We start from the raw sequence: 17,283 nt of genomic DNA, 5'->3' as shown, positions 1-17,283 counted from the left end.
CTCCTCAAGAACAAATTAATTACCAGTACAGGAAGTACTGGGTCTATATTCACCATATAAATTCTTTAATACCCACTTAACAAGAGGGTACATTCGTTGGGTATTTCTCATCAAAACAAGCAAAACACATTCCATGTGTCTCCACATTTTTGCCTATTGATTTTACTAATCCTTCTTGACTTAAAAAGTAGAGTGAATCCGCATTAATTGTTTGTCTGATTTCTTCTACCTTTTTGGCGGAAGCAATTAATTCTTCTCTACTTGGTGTATCTATCCCATAAAAACAAGGATTCTGGAATGGAGGAGAAGTAATTCTTACGTGTACTTCTGTGGCACCTGCTTCACGAAGTAAATTAACAATTCTTTTACTTGTTGTTCCACGTACGATTGAATCATCAATCATGATGACACGTTTACCTTCTACGACTTTGCCAACTGCACTCAGCTTCATTTTTACACCTTGTTCACGTAATTCTTGATTGGGCTGAATGAACGTTCTCCCTGTATATCTATTTTTAATCAAACCTAATTCGTATGGAATTCCAGTTTGTTCTGCAAAACCAATTGCAGCGGAAATGCTTGAGTCAGGCACACCTGTAACTACATCTGCATCTGTAAATGCTTCGGTAGCTAATTGTCTACCCATTTGTTTGCGAACGGTATGAATATTATTATTTTCTATATCACTGTCTGGCCTTGCAAAATAAATATATTCCATGGAACATAAAGCTCGTTGTTTAGGTTCAGAAAAACGATCTTCTCTCATTCCATTTTCATCTATAATAATCATTTCTCCGGGATTCAAATCACGAATAGCTGTAGCTCCTACAGCATCAAATGCGCATGTTTCAGAAGTAAACAAAAATGCATCACCAAGTTTCCCCATTGAAAAAGGACGTAATCCATGAGGATCTAAAGCCGCAATCAATTTATGCTGTGTCATAAATAAAAATGCAAACGCTCCCTCTACTTGTTGCAGAGCTTCCTTCACTGCGTCTTCCAGCTTTTCATGTTTCGATCTCGCAATTAAATGAGCCACAACTTCCGTATCACTAGAAGTTTGAAAAATGGAACCTAGCTGTTCTAATTTTTTTCTTAATTCAGGGGCATTCACTAAATTTCCATTTGTTGCTAATGCTAAATCTCCTTCTTTATATTTAAAAACAAGAGGTTGAGCATTATTAATTCCGCTCTCTCCTGAAGTAGAGTAACGAACATGTCCTATTCCTATGGAACCAGCTAAATCCAGAAGTTTATCATTCTCAAATGTTTCTTTTACTAAGCCCATCCCTCGATGGTAATGAAATTGTGAGCCATCTGATGTACAAATACCTGCACTTTCTTGTCCTCTGTGCTGTAAAGAATGGAGTCCGTAATAAGAAAGGAAAGAAGCCTCAGCGTGTCCAAACACACCAAAGACTCCACACTCCTCTTTTAATTTATCAAAAACTTCAGGGTCCATTCCTTCATTGTAGTAATTGCCTGTCCAAAGTGGGTCTTTTATTTCATAAGACATGGAATCGCATCCTTCCAAACCTTTTCTAGTTGTTCAACTGATGACTGGATGACTTGCTGATCATTCACATAGATTTGAAGGTCTGAGTTGTTAGTCACATTTCCTATTTTTTGATAGGGTACTGCTTGCTCTGAAAGCCATTTTTCTAATTTCTCTGCTTGTTCAGGAGATGTAGATAATAAAATCCTAGACTGACTTTCACTGAATAAAGCAATGTCTGGGCGTAGATCAGACTTGAAATTAATTTCTGCTCCTTTTTCCCCACTAATACATGATTCTGCTAGAGCAACAGCCAACCCACCCTCAGACAAATCATGTGCAGAAGCAACTAAACCTTTTTGAATGGCTTGAAGAACAGTATCTAATAAAAGTTTTTCTTTTTCTAAGTCTATAACAGGTGGTTTTCCTTCAGTTTTTCCTTGAATGATTGTTTGAAACTCACTTCCACCTAGTTCATCTTTTGTATCTCCTAATAAGAAAACGATGTCTCCATCATTTTTAAATGCTTGCGTAGTAATGTGATCAACGTCGTGTACGAGACCAACCATACCTATAACAGGTGTAGGGTTAATTGCACCTTTATTATTTTCATTATACAAACTTACGTTTCCACCTATAACAGGTGTATTTAATACGTTACACGCTTCAGCAATGCCTTCTGCTGATTGATCTAGTTGCCAAAAAATTTCAGGTTTATCAGGATTTCCAAAGTTCAAATTATCTGTGATTGCAAGTGGCTCTGCACCAGAGCAAACAATATTTCTAGCTGCTTCACTTGTTGCTATCTTCCCTCCAACCTCTGGATCAAGATAAACGAAACGGCTGTTACAATCGGTAGTCATCGCTAATGCTTTACGTGTTCCACGAATTGTCACTACAGCAGCGTCTGAACCTGGTTGTACTGCTGTACTTGTACGCACCATATAATCATATTGATTATATACCCATTCTTTACTTGCAACAGTTGGAGAAGCAAGTACATCCTTCAATGCTTGATTCAAGTCCTTCACTTCATCATAGGAAAGTTCTAGTTTTTGATTGCTTTCATAATAAGCTGGTACTCTTGATGGTTTATTATAAACTGGACATTCATCAACTAAAGCTGTTACAGGCATATCTGCAACAAGTTCGCCTTGGTGGAATAGTTTCAAACTTCCGTCATTTGTAACTTTTCCAACCTTTGGACAATCTAATCCCCAACGTTTAAAAATTTCAACAGCTTGTTCTTCATGTTCAGGTTTGATAACAAATAACATACGTTCTTGAGATTCAGACAACATCATTTCATAAGCTGTCATGCCTTCCTCACGTTGTGGCACTTGATCTAAATACAATTCCATTCCGTTTCCTGCTTTACTTGCCATTTCAGAACTAGAACATGTTAAACCTGCTGCACCCATATCTTGAATCCCTAGTACAATACCTGAATCAATTAGTTCCAGGCAAGCCTCCATCACAAGTTTCTCCATAAAAGGATCACCAACTTGCACTGCAGAGCGTTTTGCCTGTGTTTCTTCTGTTAATTCCTCAGAAGAGAATGTAGCACCATGTATTCCATCACGTCCTGTTGCTGGTCCAACATAAAATACAGGATTACCTACACCTTCTGCTACACCTTTTTGAATTTGATCATGATCAATCAAACCTACACACATGGCATTGACTAGCGGGTTTCCTTCATAGCTATCATCAAACATAACTTCTCCACCAACTGTAGGAATACCGATACAATTCCCATATCCAGCAATACCTTCAACCACATGTTCAAATAAATATTTTACACGATCATTATTTAAGCTTCCGAATCTCAAAGAGTTTAATAATGCAATGGGACGAGCTCCCATGGAGAAAATATCACGAATAATCCCACCAACTCCAGTTGCTGCCCCTTGATAAGGTTCTACAGCAGATGGATGGTTATGACTTTCAATTTTGAAAACAACAGCCTGATTATCCCCAATATCTACAATTCCTGCACCTTCCCCAGGACCCATTAGAACACGTTCACCTGTTGTTGGGAATTTTCTTAAAATAGGCTTGGACGTTTTATATGAACAGTGCTCTGACCACATCACACTGAATACACCGATTTCTGTATAGTTCGGTTTACGGCCTAAAAAACCACATATTTTTTTAAATTCTTCATCTGTAACACCAAACTGTTGATAGATTTTTTGATCTACAATTTGTTCCACTGTTGGTTCTTTAACCGATTGCAACGCCATTTTTTTCCCTCCATGCACTTAAAACTGATGTAAACATTTTTTTACCATCTGCTGAACCTAAAAGTTCATGTACTGCTCTTTCTGGATGAGGCATCATGCCAAGAACATTCCCTTTTTTATTACAAATACCAGCAATATTTTCTACTGAACCATTTGGGTTCTCACCTTCATACGTAAATATGATTTGATTGTTCTCCTTTAAAGAAACTAACGTCGTTTCATCACAATAATAGTTTCCTTCCATATGAGCAATCGGGATATCTATCACTTCCCCTATCTTATATTCATGAGTAAAAGGGTTTTTATTGTTTTGTACTTTCAAGTCACTCTGATGGCAGCGGAACTTCACAGTATCATTTCTTCTCATTGCTCCTGGCAGTAAACCTGATTCTAATAAAATCTGAAACCCGTTACAAATACCAATAATGAATTTGCCTTGCTCTGCTGCTTTAACTACTTCATTCATGACGGGAGCAAATCTAGAAATTGCACCACTTCTTAAATAATCTCCATAAGAAAAACCACCTGGTAAAATAATGCAATCATATTTTGAAAGATCTGTTGCTGTATGCCATACATATTCAACAGATTGCCCAGTCGTATCCTCGACTGCCTTATAACAATCTATATCACAATTGGATCCTGGAAATACTAGAACTGCAAAGTTCATTTGATGTTTGCCTCCTTAATTTCTAGATAAAATACTTATAGATGACTCAAAACGAATTATTGGCTGATGGGGCCCCCGAAAAGTACTAGGTTTATGCTATAATGTTACACTTCACTTTTTGGGGTGATTTCAAAGCGATAGTCTTCGATTACCGTGTTCGCTAGCAATTTTTCACACATTTCTGTTACTCTTTTCTCTGCTTCGTTTTTATCCGTTGTATCTAACGTTAACTCCATATATTTACCAATACGCACATCATTTACTTCTTGAAAACCCATAGAATGTAAAGCACCTTGTACTGTATTTCCTTGTGGATCCAAAACACTTTGTTTAATCGTGACATAAACAGTTGCTTTTATCATTGCTTTTAATGTCCTCCTATGACCTATTGATATCTAATTTATTTAAAATTTCTTTATATCTTGTTGATGTTTCCTCTACTACTTCTAAAGGTAACGGATCTGGCTGACTATTTTTATCCCATGTTGTATGTGATAAAAAAGTACGAACAGGTTCTTTATCCATACTATCAATATTTATATCTAAGGCATATTTCTCTTCAGCCCAATATCTGGAAGAATCAGGGGTAAAAATTTCATCTATTAAAATAAGTTCTCCATCAACAAAACCAAATTCAAACTTACAGTCTGCTAATATAATTCCACGGTTTTCACAATACTCATGAGCAAATTGGTATAATTCTAAGCTTTTTACCATCAGCTCTGTCGTTAATGATTTTCCGACTACTTCTTGCATTTTTGGAACTGGAATGTCTTCATCATGTCCGACGTCATTTTTTAAAGAAGGGGTAAAAATAGGGACATCTAACTTTTGATTTTTTCTTATTCCTGCAGGTAGCTTAATTCCATTAATTTCACCATTGTTCTGATATTGTCTCCATCCACCGCCAGTAATATAGCCTCTGACTATACATTCAATATCAATTCGTTCTGCTTTACGACTCACCATTACTCTATCTTTCAGTAATTCCGGTTTTTTTATTACATCAGCTAATAAGTTCACATCAGCATGTACCATATGATTGGGTATCATATGTTCTGTTTGATCAAACCAAAACTTACTGACTAAATTTAAGACTTTACCTTTATCAGGTATGCCTGGTTCTAAAATATAATCAAATGCAGATATACGATCGGTTACCACTATTAAATAATGTTCTCCTAGGTCATAAAGCTCTCGAACCTTACCTTTATAAACTAATGGTGCATCAATCAAATCTACAGCCGTTAATAATGTAGGCGATGAGTTCAAAGGTTAGCCCTCCTTTAATTATTTACCCACAAAAGTGAAGCAATCTAATATTTATCCCCAGTTCATGGATGAACTGGTGTCGGAATTATCACATGGAAGTGTAGTTTATGATCGACTATTACTTTTGCTGGGCCCTAAGCCAATCTAAATACACAATTGATGTTCCTATCCTTTTTAAATAAGACCCAAGCGCTCAAAGATCGTATTTACATGTTTTAAATGCCAGTTCGGATTAAAGCAATCTTCAATTTCTTCAGCAGATAAATGCTGATTAATTTCTGGTTCATTTTCTACAATTTCTCGGAATGACTTCTGTTGTTCCCAAGCCTGCATAGCACGTGGTTGAACTGTATCATAAGCTTGTTCTCTGCTTAAACCTTTATCTATAAGTTTTGTCATCACTCTGCCTGAGAATGGTACATCAAACGTTCTTTTAATGTTCTTTTTCATATTTTCAGGGAATACCGTTAAGTTTTTCACAATGTTTCCAAAACGGTTTAACATATAATTTAATAAAATCGTTGCATCTGGTAAAATCACGCGTTCAACAGAGGAATGAGAAATATCTCTTTCATGCCATAATGGTACATTTTCGTATGCTGATACCATATGTCCTCTGATCACTCTAGATAAACCTGAAATATTCTCGCTTCCAATTGGATTACGTTTATGAGGCATTGCAGATGATCCTTTTTGGCCTTTTGCAAAAGCTTCTTCTACTTCTCTAAATTCACTTTTTTGCAAGGCACGAATTTCTGTTGCAAATTTATCTAAAGAAGTAGCAATCAATGCAAGTGTAGCCATATAATCAGCATGACGATCACGCTGTAACGTTTGTGTTGAAATGGGGGCTGCTTTTGTTCCTAATTTTTCACAAACATATTGTTCGATAAAAGGATCAATATTTGCATACGTTCCAACAGCTCCGGAGATTTTACCAAATTGAACTCCATCAGCTGCTCTTTTAAAACGTTCTAAATTGCGATTCATTTCTTCGTACCAAAGCGCCATTTTCAACCCAAATGTCGTTGGCTCAGCATGTACACCATGTGTTCTTCCCATCATGACCGTGTCTTTATGCTCAATCGCCTTTTCTTTTAAAATAGATATAAATTGAATGATGTCTTTTTCAAGAATTTCATTAGCTTGTTTTATTAAATAACCATTAGCAGTATCCACAACATCCGTTGAAGTAAGTCCGTAATGTACCCACTTTCTTTCAGGGCCAACCGTTTCTGAAACGGCACGAGTAAAAGCAATAACATCATGTCTCGTTTCTTTTTCAATCTCATAAATTCTATCTATATCAAAACTTGCCTTTTCTCTTAAAAGTTTTACATCTTCTTTTGGAATAATACCTAATTCTGACCAAGCTTCACAGGCATTAATTTCTACCTCTAACCAAGCTTGAAATTTATTTTCTTCTGTCCAGATGGCTGTCATTTCTGGTCTACTGTAACGTTCTATCATAAAAGAACCCCTTCCTTTTTACTTAAGTACTTTTTTTCCCAAATTCCTGTTTTATCAATCCATTCCAAGGCTTGATTTATATCAGAAGTCAACACATTAATGTGACCCATTTTTCGTTTCACTTTAGCTTCTTTTTTGCCATATAGATGAACTTTCAAGATTAAATCTTTGTTTGAGCTTTGATTATTCTGTTTCATCCACTTTAATAATGGATCAACATGTTCTCCTAAAATATTTACCATTACAACGGGACATATTAATTCTGTAGATTGTAAAGGTAAGTTACATACAGCACGAATATGCTGCTCAAATTGTGAAGTATAACAAGCATCCATTGTATAATGCCCTGAATTGTGAGGACGAGGAGCCAGTTCATTCACATACAACTCTCCATCTTTTGTGTAAAACATCTCTACAGCGATGAGTCCAACCACATTTAAGGATTCAGCAATATTTGTTGCAAGTTGTCTTGCTCTTTCCTGTATATTTTCGTTTATCCTAGCAGGAACAATGGAAGTATGCAAAATGTTATCCACATGTACATTTTCAGATACTGGAAAAGTGCTAACATGTCCTTCTATATTTCTAGCAGCTACAACGGATAACTCTTTTTCAAAATGAATAAATTTCTCTAATACTAAATTGGTCTTTGCCTTACTTAATGTATTAAATGCTTCAGATATCTCAGTTTTAGAACGAATTACCCATTGTCCTTTGCCATCATAGCCACCAACAGCGGTTTTGAGAACACAAGGAACACCGAAGCACTCAACAGCTTCGGATAACTCTTCTTCTGTTTTTATTTCTTTATATGGAGCTACAGGTACGTTAGCAGCTTCTATGGCTATCTTCTCTCTTAAACGATGTTGTGTGGTATATAATAATTGACTTCCTTGTGGCACATAAGATTTATTAAATAACATATCTGCTACAGAAGCATTCACGTTTTCAAATTCATAAGTAATCACATCTGAAAGCTCAGCTAGTTTTTCACCTGCTTGAAAATCATCATAATTGGCAACAATTTGTTCATCTGCAACCTGACCACATGGACCATCTTCAACAGGGTCTAATGTTACAAAACGATAACCCATTTGACGACCTGCTAATGTCATCATTCGACCTAATTGTCCCCCACCTAAAATACCGATTGTACTACCTGGGAGAATTACTTGACCTTGTTTCATAAATTCTCACTGCTTTCTAAAACCGTATGTTTTATGTCTTCTCGCCTATTTGTAATTCTCATCTGTACATCTTCGTCAAAAGCACCTAAAATTTGCGCAGCTAAAAGCCCAGCGTTTGTAGCACCTGCTTTACCAATTGAGACGGTTGCAACAGGAATCCCACCAGGCATTTGAACAATAGATAATAGAGAATCTAAACCATTTAAGTTTGAAGACTTTACAGGTACACCGATGACTGGAAGTTCTGTTTTTGCTGCTACCATACCAGGTAGATGAGCTGCACCTCCTGCCCCGGCTATAATCACTTTTAAACCTTTTGTAATAGCTGATGAAGCATACTCAAACATAAGATCTGGTGTTCGATGTGCTGAAACTACTTTCTTTTCATAGGCAATTTCTAACTCATCAAGCACATCACAAGCATGTTTCATTGTCTCCCAATCAGATTGACTGCCCATGATGACTCCAACCTTTGCGTTTGTTGACATTTTTATCCCTACCTTTTTATGAGAATATACTCCGAACTTGCACAAGATGTGCTGATCGTCTCCACATTTTAAGAAAAAAGAAAAGTAGGTTCAAAGAACCTACCCTTATAACTACTATGTAAAGTAATAGATATTTAAGAGCTGGTCGGGACTCTCCTATCGACAAAAAACGATACTATCAGCGATGTAGTGAGAATGAAATCCCTACTCTTATCTTATTACTTTGCTCATAGTCCAAAAATTTACGGTTTCTGGGTAGAAACTTTCGGGCCTTATCCCCGATATTATATGAGTTACCATTACTTATTAAATTTATCCTTGTATAAAAAATCCTTTAACTAAATCCTTGTTTAATGAAAGATAATAATTGTTTTTTTCTTCGTTTTTAGTTTAACAGTGTAACATCACCATGTCAACTAATTCACGAACATTTATTATATTTATCTTTAGAATGTTCGCTTTTCATTACATTAAAGTGAAAAAAAATACATAAATTATTCATATAATTATGGAAATTAGATGAAAATATCAAAATAAATATTGTAATTCAGCATATTTATTCATGGATAGATCAATTGAATTCTCGAAGAATAAATTGCGATCCATCCCAAGTATAATAATCTGTATTATAAGTACCATCCATATGATTGTAAAGTGTTTTTTTAAACGTGATTTCATCCACTTTTTCTAGGTTCCCACTGATCAAAATTCCCTTGGAATCCTTTATCGGTAATAGTTCTACAACATTATTTCTAATTGTGAATAATTTAGTAATTTTATAATTGCTTGAACCATATTGTTGAATTATAAAATCTATATTTCCATCATTGTTATAATCATCAAAATGAAAGTCAAAAAAAGAATTAAATGTTAAAGGTGCATTATCATAAAATGAATTTACGGTTGTCTCACTTATGATCTCACCACTACGATTAGATAAAACAAATACAAATACGCCATTCCAATTCCTTCCTTCAAATGCTCCTGGGGTCCAATCCTCAGAATATCTTCCCCTTACAAGTTGAATTGATAAGTACAAATCTAAATAGGTTCCACCTGTCGAAACTTGCGATCTTGCAATCGTTATAGGTGATTCAATTTGGACAGCTATTTTTGACTCTTTCACTAGCTTCTCATCTACATTCAAAAGCTCCTCAGAAAAATCAACCTTCCTAGTGATTGTATCAGTTGCTTCCTCTAATTGTGTATTTGCGTTCTCAGGAATGTACTCTTTTTGATTGGGTAAATTAACTTCAACTTTACTGCAGGAAGATAATAAAGATACAAATAACACTATTGTAAAAGTTAGTACGCAGTACTTATATTTCATATGCATTTCTTTTCCTTTCTGACTTCCAACATTTTTGTGAAAAAGTTGAAATAGATATTTTTTTCAAATATACTTTCACCAAATAAATATTTTAAAGTGGGGGTCCTCTTTCTTGAAAAATTATATAGTAACCGGAAGTATATTAGCCTTTTTAGCAGTAGCGTTAGGGGCATTTGGCTCACACATTATACAAGATACATTAACGGAAGAACGCTATTCTACTTATCAAATCGCAGTACAGTATCATTTATTTGGTTCTCTTGCTGTCCTGATTGTTGCAGTATTTATGGATAAACTGCCAGGTAGCACTATATTGTGGGCAGGAAGAATGTTAGTAGTTGGGACCGCCATATTCCCAGGAAGCATATACATCTTAAGCTTAACAGATATTGGGATTTTCGGAGCACTAGCTCCTATAGGTGGAACTTCCTTTTTAATTGGATTTTTGCTAGTATGTATTGCTGCACTAAAACAAAAGTAATCTATATATCAGTATAGTAAGCACTTTAGTTGTTTACAAAGAAAGCTGTTCTTTTAGCCATAATAAATACTCCCCTTAAGGGGAGTATATTAAATGATATATGATGTGCTTTATCACAGTTTTTAATAATCTAAGATCAACTTAATTTCTTGTAAGTCTTCAGTACATAATTTTACCCCAGATGCCTTTACATTTTCATTTACTTGATCAGCTCGAGATGCACCGATGATACAGCTTGAGATGTTTTGTAAACGTAAAATCCAAGCAAGCGCTAGCTGGGCAACACTAATTTCATTTCTTTCAGCTATCCCTTTTAGTTTCTCAACCTTTTGCAGCTGTTTTTCTTTAAGAACATAGCCCATATACATATTGGCTTTTTGATTGGATGCTCTTGAACCTTTGGGAAAAGCTGTTCCTGGTTTATATTTACCTGTTAAAACACCTTGAGCTAATGGAGAATAAACAACCTGACCTATTCCTTTTTGTTCAGATAAAGGAATAATTTCTTTTTCTATATTACGATGGAACATATTATAATAAGGCTGATTAGAAGCAATCTGATGTAAATTCAATTTTTTAGACAAACAGACAGCATCGTATAATTGGTCTGCACTCCATTCACTTACCCCAGCATATAAAATCTTTCCTTGTGAGACTAAATCATCTAATGCTCGTAATGTTTCCTCAAGAGGTGTTTCTGGATCATAACGATGACACTGATACAAATCTATGTATTCTACACCCAGTCTTTTTAAACTTGCATCACATTGTTCCATGATATGTTTACGAGATAATCCCTTGTCGTTAGGACCCCCTCCCATTGGTAAAAACACTTTTGTTGCTAATACATAGGAATGTCGAGGATATTTATTCAGTGCTTTTCCTAAAACCACTTCTGCTGTACCCTTTGAATAAGAGTTTGCGCTATCAAAAAAATTAATTCCTAACTCATAAGCTCGATCAACAATCGCTTCTGCATTATTACCTTCTGATGTACGTTCATCAATTAACCAACTTCCTAAACCAATCTCACTTACTTTTAATCCTGTTTTGCCTAAACGACGATATTTCATTAAATCCTCCTCCTTGATTTAGCAACATTATTAGCAGTTCAGGATGAAAAGGAATCAGAATCATTTTTTTCTAACAATTAAAAGTGTATTTATTAATACAACTTTTTCATATTCTTCGTTTTCTTGTATCCATTCATCTACTGCAATTTTTGTTTGCCACTGTGGTTCATAATCGTGAATGAGAATTAGACCATTTTTTTTGACTTTTTCGGGATAGTATTTGAGCTCTTTTTTTACATGAGGGTACATATGAGAACCGTCAAGAAACAAAATACTGATCTGTTGATCTAATAATTTATGTGCCTCTTGCGAATCCATTTGCAACACTTTGATTTTGTCTTTCACTTTACACAATGAAATATTTCTCATGAACATAGAATACGTTGATTTTCCTTTTAACATTGCTTGATGCTCTAAACTCCCTTTGAAATGATCTATCGTTATCACCCTTCTATGTAACCGAGAAAGAGTTTCACCCATCGCCAGTAATATTGTTGATAGCCCGGCCCAAGCACCGATTTCTACGATGTCACCATCTACATCATGGTTCATGACACATAAAAGCAGTGCTTGCAGTTCATCCTCAGTCATCATGCCAAATACTTTATTTTTCTTTAAGTATTTCAGGTATTCATGAAAATTTAACATGTATGTTCTCCTTCTTTAACAAATTTAAGAACATATAGCTGTTTTCTAATGAATTTTTCTGGCGTGCTTCCCCATTTTTTATCAACTATCGTTTTCCATTCCATAAATATCCTTTCTCTTTCCGCCTCTGTTAAATGCCCTGTATAGATATCCCGTCTATTTTCAAAATAAGAGATCAAGTCACTTTTGCTCATTTTTTGAATCCATTTAGGTCCTTTTATAATTTCTGTTTTAAAATGAAGTTGCTCAAGTGTACTTTTTAGTTTATATACCACATCTTCTTTATCTGAAATTGTTCCATCACTTTCAGCCAACATTTCCTCCAATTTGCGATTGCCTTGACTTGCAAGCATGTACCACTGTTTTGTCAGATCATCTATATAAAAGTTGTTTAGCAAAATTTCATCACAATGTATATAAGTCCCCCCATCTTTTAGAAGTCGTTTAATCTTTTCTATTAAAAGGGATTTCTCTTCAATAAAATAAAGAACATGGTAAGAAAAAATATGGGAAAAAGATTTATCTAAAAAGTGAATATCTAATAGATCTTGATGTAAAAGTGTCAAATTTTTGGGAATGTGCCCTCCAAGTTTAATTAAAAATTGGGATAACATGTTTTTGGATATATCTACCCCAGTATATTCGTATCCCATTTCAACTAAAGGCAGAGCGGTTCTTCCTGTTCCAACTCCAATATCTAAAATCTTGGAATGATGGATATCCAGTGCAGTTATATCTATGATAAAATCTATTATTTTTTGAAATGATCTTTCAGGAATGTGTCTTGTCTCATCATACTTATTAGCAACGTGGTCAAAATATGAACTCAAATTATACAACTCCTTACCTTCCTATCAGCACTACCTTGTGCTGGGTCTATTATTCTGACAGAAGTTCATTCATCAACTGGGAAAAAACAACTTATGGAACAACCTCTTAACCAATCATTTATTAAGTCTTGTTTCCTTTCTTTGCTTCCTAATTTCTATTAAATCTTCTGAATTTGTATTAGGATCGATTAGTCCTGTAAAACGATCATCATAAGTTGGGTTTAGAATCGCAGTGTGCATTTGCCCATTTCGTAAATATTCGATATGAATTTCTTTTTTGGTGCTGTAGCTTTTTGAAAGCTCCATCACAAACTCACAATAATTGTTAACAGGTTGATCTGATATTGTTGTAACCACATCACCTTTACGAATACCGGCCTCATATGCGGGGCCACCTGGGAAACATTCCAATATATAATTCCCTTTGCCTAGTTCTAAATTATAGGTTGCGGAATAATAGTCTGATACTCCAGTATTATTCACACCTATTCTTGGATAACCAAACAACTCATTTCTTAAATCCAAGCCTAATTCCAGTACGCATTTAAGGTTGATTAATGAACGTCTCCAACCTGTTTCCATGCATTCTCTAATCCATAAATCATGTGGTTCTTCCCCATAACCCGTAACTTCTACAGTAAGTTCAACCATTTCATCCATTTGCTTTAATTTAAATGTTGTGTCTAAGTTATAAGGAACCAAGGTCCCATCTGGTAACATAGATTGATATTGATCTAACAATCTAAACCTTGTAGGAAATTCTGATTCAACACATTTGCTTTCATTCTCTATGTCCCCATATATAAAATGAAACACATCACCTGGCTGTGGATTTTGCGGGTCTCCTGTCGTTTGGGCTTTATCGCTTAAGTATGCATTTGATCCATCAGGTAGAGCTATACCTCTCCATACTTTTTCAATGGATGATTCAATGTGAATGATATTGATTGTTTTGTTTAATTCTGAATTGATCATGGATGATTCCTCCTCATTTCATGAATAATTTTTCTTTTTTCCAAACTCACTAACATTTTAAGGTCATCTTGATTCTTAAAATGTAAAAAATCTAAAACGTCACTGCCTTTGTTACCGAGGTCATATACAATACTGGGGAATGTACAAATCAGTTTTAACCACGCTTGTTTTTCAGCTGATAGCGGCTGATCAGCCCTTTGAAGAGTAGATAACGCACGGTTGATTTGTATATTGATGATTTGATCTCTTTTGGTTTGATAATCATGGAGTGCATCTTCCCACGATTTAATACCTTTAAAATATAAATCAATGGCAATGCTTAATTCTTTTGCAGATAAAACTGCATCATCCATACCTGTTCCTGAAACTGGATGAACCCATGCTCCCGCATCACCGACTAAAGCCCAACCAGATCCAAATGAATGTCTGATAAACATCTTTAATGGACCTATGCCTTTTACCCCATCAATGAGAGAAGCATTTTCTAATCTTAAACGTAAGTTTTTGTTTTTCATAATAGAGTTAAGCAAAGTTGCTTTGACATTTTGTTTCATGTTCCTATAGTGATCGGGATGTGGCATAACTAAAATGGTATGTAAATCATCGTTAGTAGGAGTGCAAAAAATAATGTCACCTTGATTGAAATACCATTCTACACAGGGATGTGTTAGAGGATTTACATCTTTAAAGTAGCCATAAATTCCAGCTCTCATCATTTCTGATTCATAGATATATGGGGAATGAACTTGGGAAGCTATTGTAGAATTTCTACCATCAGCTCCTACGATTATTGTTCCATATTGTTTGGATACACTATTTTTACTCTTCACTTCAACCCCAATCGTTTTACCCTCATTGTCCTTGAGAACTTTATTCACTTTATGGTTTTGTTTTACCGTAACATTCGAAAATGAAGCAGCTTTTTGTAATAAAATGTAATCAAATTCTGTTCTTCTTAAACCTAACGCCCTTTGTGTAACAATGATATCTGATTCAAAAAAAGTACCATCCAAATCAATACGCATTCTATGGAGGCTAGGAGCACCCGATTCTTGTAATTGCTCAAAAACTCCTAATTCTTTATAAATATCAATCTCACCTACAATATGTGTTGATGTAGTATTACTAGGAAATTGAGAACGATCCAACAATAATACTTTGTATCCTAATTTTCCTAGTAAAATAGCTAAAGAAGCACCTGCACACCTTGCTCCTGTGATAATCACATCATAATTCAATTGGTTCACCACGCATATATAAAATTTTTCTTTCATTTTCTCTTTTGATTATCAAGTCTTTGAGTTTAAACTGTGAACAATCCATTAATCTGGAAAACTCTTTATAGCTATTCACTTTCATTCCATTAATCTGCTCAATGATATCATGTGGTTTAAGGTTTATTTTTTCGGCCAGTGTGCCTTTTTTAATCTGTGAAATGGTGATGCATTGCTTATGATTATCCGTACTTTTTTCTGTAAACAGGATACCCAAGTTATTTTCTTTAAAAAGCTGTTTTCTACAATCAATTCCGGTTTCATTTACAGATTTTAAGTTCAATAACACTTTATTATAGGTATAGTCAAAAATATCTTTTATGTTCTTGCCATAATTTCTATGAAAACCAAAAATATCAACTTGTAACAATGTATTATTCTCATCAAATGATTCTAAAGAAAATAAAGTCCTCAAAGGCATAATTCGTTTCTCGTTGTTAAAGCTAATTTTATATATGTTTCTTAATTCAATCATTTTAGGAGGAAGCTTTTTAAAAACAAATCCTGTATTGGTTATGTTTCCATATTGGTAATGAAACTTGTCTCTTACTTGCAATTCGTCGTTACTTTCGTGATAACCGCTATCCGCTAACCAACTTGTTATGCCGTCTATGTGAGCGATAGACCAAAATACTTTTTCAATTTCACGTTCTATTAAAATTTTTTTTGAGACACACATAAATTACCTCCAGAATTGTTTTAAAATACTGACAAAAGCAAAATGCTTTTGTCAGTATAATAGCTAGATTAATTTGATTGGCAGCAGTTATAAATTGTGCCAGCAAATTCACCTTTTTCGTTGTTCAAAGTAATAACATCTTCTGAACGGAACTCAGAATCTTGTGGTGGAAGACCTTTTACTTCACCAACCATGTGGATTGGTTTGTCATTCATCAACACACCTTCTGGTGTTTCGATTTTCCAATATAACCAAGATTCTCCTCTAACACCATCATGAATTGTTTTATTTATTGGAATATTTACTACTCCTTTTAAAGCTTGTCCATGTGATTCTAAACCACCCTTAACAGTGACTTTTTCACCTGGCCATAATACTTTTGACGTTGCTTCAAGATTTACATTGTGAATATCCAACTCCACATTTACTCCACTTTTTAATTCAAAATCTGAATCAGATACAGTGAATTGAGTAGCTTTCACTTGAGTAAACTCTAACTTTTCAGATCTGCCATCCGGTAGTTCTAAAATAGTAGAACTATTAGATGTTGGTAAAGACATTTTAATTTTTTTCAATAGACTTTCTTTTAATAAACTTTTAAACATAAAAAACACATCCTTCATAATATGATTAAGATTTGGCCAAATACTTAATTATATTATGAAGGATGCTGACATGTATTTCTCAGTATATATTTCAAAGCTTCCTGTTATTTTTGATATTTTGTTAGAAAGAGCAGACTTCTAATTTATTACCGTATAAATCATAAAAATCAAAAAAAGATACAGAGCCATCTGCTTGAATGTCCTCTACCTGCACATTTTTTTCTTGTAAATGTTTATGAACTTTTTCAATATCTTTTACGTATAAAATAGGATAACAACTATTCTGAGGCGTTGTAACATTTGGAACTTCATGTAAAGTAATTGGTGTTTCTGATACTTTTAACACGATATACTTTTCTTTTGAATCTTCAAAAGAGGATTCTAAGCCCAGTCGATCCATATACCACTGTCCAGCTTCTTTATAATCCTTCACTTGAATGATTATCGTGTCCACTCTCTCAAATAATTTTTCCATAACACAATCCCTCCATAAATCATTATAAAACAACCTACAAAAGTGAAGTGCATTAAAGTCCTTCTAAGATAGAATGTTTCACTTT

18 protein-coding genes and 1 riboswitch are annotated in these 17,283 nt (G+C 34.7%); of the genes, 1 reads left to right on the top strand and 17 read right to left on the bottom strand.

Annotated features, from left to right (window positions below; genetic code table 11):
• Positions 1-76 precede the first annotated feature (76 nt).
• The 9 genes from purF to ERL59_RS12945 all read right to left on the bottom strand — a co-directional run bounded on the left by purF (position 77) and on the right by ERL59_RS12945 (position 10,158).
• Entirely contained in the window at positions 77-1,516 is a 1,440-nt protein-coding gene (gene purF / locus ERL59_RS12985) for an amidophosphoribosyltransferase (RefSeq protein WP_160646659.1), read from the bottom strand.
• Positions 1,501-3,741 carry a phosphoribosylformylglycinamidine synthase subunit PurL gene (gene purL, locus ERL59_RS12980; RefSeq protein ID WP_160646658.1) on the bottom strand — a complete coding sequence of 747 codons (2,241 nt, stop codon included), beginning with the start codon at positions 3,739-3,741 and terminating at the stop codon, positions 1,501-1,503. The genes purF and purL overlap by 16 nt, the downstream gene beginning before the upstream one ends.
• Positions 3,722-4,411, bottom strand: a complete 690-nt coding sequence (purQ, locus tag ERL59_RS12975; RefSeq protein WP_160646657.1) for a phosphoribosylformylglycinamidine synthase subunit PurQ — start codon at positions 4,409-4,411, stop codon at positions 3,722-3,724. The genes purL and purQ overlap by 20 nt, the downstream gene beginning before the upstream one ends.
• Before the next feature lie 104 nt (positions 4,412-4,515).
• Positions 4,516-4,773 (bottom strand): phosphoribosylformylglycinamidine synthase subunit PurS, encoded by a 258-nt coding sequence (gene purS / locus ERL59_RS12970; RefSeq protein WP_160646656.1) that lies wholly within the window; start codon positions 4,771-4,773, stop codon positions 4,516-4,518.
• Positions 4,774-4,789: 16 nt separating this feature from the next.
• Complete coding sequence (locus ERL59_RS12965; RefSeq protein WP_160646655.1) at positions 4,790-5,683, bottom strand: phosphoribosylaminoimidazolesuccinocarboxamide synthase; 894 nt, start codon at positions 5,681-5,683, stop codon at positions 4,790-4,792.
• A gap of 174 nt (positions 5,684-5,857) precedes the next feature.
• Positions 5,858-7,153: an adenylosuccinate lyase gene (gene purB / locus ERL59_RS12960; RefSeq protein ID WP_160646654.1), complete on the bottom strand. Its 1,296-nt coding sequence runs from the start codon at positions 7,151-7,153 to the stop codon at positions 5,858-5,860.
• Positions 7,150-8,340 (bottom strand): 5-(carboxyamino)imidazole ribonucleotide synthase, encoded by a 1,191-nt coding sequence (gene purK / locus ERL59_RS12955; RefSeq protein ID WP_160646653.1) that lies wholly within the window; start codon positions 8,338-8,340, stop codon positions 7,150-7,152. Before purK ends, purB begins: the two co-directional genes overlap by 4 nt.
• Complete coding sequence (gene purE, locus ERL59_RS12950; RefSeq protein WP_160646652.1) at positions 8,337-8,828, bottom strand: 5-(carboxyamino)imidazole ribonucleotide mutase; 492 nt, start codon at positions 8,826-8,828, stop codon at positions 8,337-8,339. Before purE ends, purK begins: the two co-directional genes overlap by 4 nt.
• Positions 8,829-9,038: 210 nt before the next feature.
• A riboswitch (purine riboswitch) is annotated at positions 9,039-9,140 on the bottom strand.
• Positions 9,141-9,399: 259 nt separating this feature from the next.
• Positions 9,400-10,158, bottom strand: a complete 759-nt coding sequence (locus ERL59_RS12945; RefSeq protein ID WP_160646651.1) for a hypothetical protein — start codon at positions 10,156-10,158, stop codon at positions 9,400-9,402.
• Between the two features lie 112 nt (positions 10,159-10,270).
• Between ERL59_RS12945 and ERL59_RS12940 the strand changes: the two genes are divergently transcribed.
• Positions 10,271-10,639: a DUF423 domain-containing protein gene (locus ERL59_RS12940; RefSeq protein WP_160646650.1), complete on the top strand. Its 369-nt coding sequence runs from the start codon at positions 10,271-10,273 to the stop codon at positions 10,637-10,639.
• A gap of 122 nt (positions 10,640-10,761) precedes the next feature.
• On the opposite strand, the gene ERL59_RS12935 is transcribed toward ERL59_RS12940, so the two are convergent.
• From ERL59_RS12935 to ERL59_RS12900, 8 genes are all read right to left on the bottom strand, one after another.
• Complete coding sequence (locus tag ERL59_RS12935; protein WP_160646649.1) at positions 10,762-11,712, bottom strand: aldo/keto reductase family protein; 951 nt, start codon at positions 11,710-11,712, stop codon at positions 10,762-10,764.
• Between the two features lie 60 nt (positions 11,713-11,772).
• Positions 11,773-12,360, bottom strand: coding sequence for a class I SAM-dependent methyltransferase (locus ERL59_RS12930; RefSeq protein ID WP_160646648.1), 588 nt, complete (start codon positions 12,358-12,360; stop codon positions 11,773-11,775).
• On the bottom strand, positions 12,354-13,190 hold the full coding sequence (locus ERL59_RS12925; protein WP_160646647.1) for a class I SAM-dependent methyltransferase: 837 nt from the start codon (positions 13,188-13,190) through the stop codon (positions 12,354-12,356). Before ERL59_RS12925 ends, ERL59_RS12930 begins: the two co-directional genes overlap by 7 nt.
• A gap of 114 nt (positions 13,191-13,304) precedes the next feature.
• Positions 13,305-14,165, bottom strand: coding sequence for a PDZ domain-containing protein (locus ERL59_RS12920; protein ID WP_160646646.1), 861 nt, complete (start codon positions 14,163-14,165; stop codon positions 13,305-13,307).
• On the bottom strand, positions 14,162-15,403 hold the full coding sequence (locus ERL59_RS12915) for an NAD(P)/FAD-dependent oxidoreductase (RefSeq protein WP_160646645.1): 1,242 nt from the start codon (positions 15,401-15,403) through the stop codon (positions 14,162-14,164). Before ERL59_RS12915 ends, ERL59_RS12920 begins: the two co-directional genes overlap by 4 nt.
• The gene (locus ERL59_RS12910; protein ID WP_160646644.1) at positions 15,393-16,118 is read right to left on the bottom strand and encodes a PDZ domain-containing protein; all 726 of its coding nucleotides are present in this window, start codon (positions 16,116-16,118) and stop codon (positions 15,393-15,395) included. Before ERL59_RS12910 ends, ERL59_RS12915 begins: the two co-directional genes overlap by 11 nt.
• Positions 16,119-16,186: 68 nt before the next feature.
• Positions 16,187-16,723, bottom strand: coding sequence for a hypothetical protein (locus tag ERL59_RS12905; protein WP_160646643.1), 537 nt, complete (start codon positions 16,721-16,723; stop codon positions 16,187-16,189).
• A gap of 121 nt (positions 16,724-16,844) precedes the next feature.
• Positions 16,845-17,198, bottom strand: a complete 354-nt coding sequence (locus ERL59_RS12900) for a VOC family protein (RefSeq protein WP_160646642.1) — start codon at positions 17,196-17,198, stop codon at positions 16,845-16,847.
• Positions 17,199-17,283 lie beyond the last annotated feature (85 nt).

The organism is Chengkuizengella marina, from assembly GCF_009910845.1.
In the GTDB taxonomy this organism is placed as follows: Bacteria; Bacillota; Bacilli; order Paenibacillales; family KCTC-33759; genus Chengkuizengella; species Chengkuizengella marina.
Note: the sequence above shows the minus strand (reverse complement) of the source record. Positions and strands in the feature narration are given on the sequence as shown.

What these genes read in the sequence shown, in the direction of transcription:
- purF (WP_160646659.1), bottom strand. Translation starts at nt 1,516, where the DNA reads ATGTCTTATGAAATAAAAGACCCACTTTGGACAGGCAATTACTACAAT.
- purL (WP_160646658.1), bottom strand. Translation starts at nt 3,741, where the DNA reads ATGGCGTTGCAATCGGTTAAAGAACCAACAGTGGAACAAATTGTAGAT.
- purQ (WP_160646657.1), bottom strand. Translation starts at nt 4,411, where the DNA reads ATGAACTTTGCAGTTCTAGTATTTCCAGGATCCAATTGTGATATAGAT.
- purS (WP_160646656.1), bottom strand. Translation starts at nt 4,773, where the DNA reads ATGATAAAAGCAACTGTTTATGTCACGATTAAACAAAGTGTTTTGGAT.
- purB (WP_160646654.1), bottom strand. Translation starts at nt 7,153, where the DNA reads ATGATAGAACGTTACAGTAGACCAGAAATGACAGCCATCTGGACAGAA.
- purK (WP_160646653.1), bottom strand. Translation starts at nt 8,340, where the DNA reads ATGAAACAAGGTCAAGTAATTCTCCCAGGTAGTACAATCGGTATTTTA.
- purE (WP_160646652.1), bottom strand. Translation starts at nt 8,828, where the DNA reads ATGTCAACAAACGCAAAGGTTGGAGTCATCATGGGCAGTCAATCTGAT.
- ERL59_RS12945 (WP_160646651.1), bottom strand. Translation starts at nt 10,158, where the DNA reads ATGAAATATAAGTACTGCGTACTAACTTTTACAATAGTGTTATTTGTA.
- ERL59_RS12935 (WP_160646649.1), bottom strand. Translation starts at nt 11,712, where the DNA reads ATGAAATATCGTCGTTTAGGCAAAACAGGATTAAAAGTAAGTGAGATT.
- ERL59_RS12930 (WP_160646648.1), bottom strand. Translation starts at nt 12,360, where the DNA reads ATGTTAAATTTTCATGAATACCTGAAATACTTAAAGAAAAATAAAGTA.
- ERL59_RS12920 (WP_160646646.1), bottom strand. Translation starts at nt 14,165, where the DNA reads ATGATCAATTCAGAATTAAACAAAACAATCAATATCATTCACATTGAA.
- ERL59_RS12910 (WP_160646644.1), bottom strand. Translation starts at nt 16,118, where the DNA reads ATGTGTGTCTCAAAAAAAATTTTAATAGAACGTGAAATTGAAAAAGTA.
- ERL59_RS12905 (WP_160646643.1), bottom strand. Translation starts at nt 16,723, where the DNA reads ATGTTTAAAAGTTTATTAAAAGAAAGTCTATTGAAAAAAATTAAAATG.
- ERL59_RS12900 (WP_160646642.1), bottom strand. Translation starts at nt 17,198, where the DNA reads ATGGAAAAATTATTTGAGAGAGTGGACACGATAATCATTCAAGTGAAG.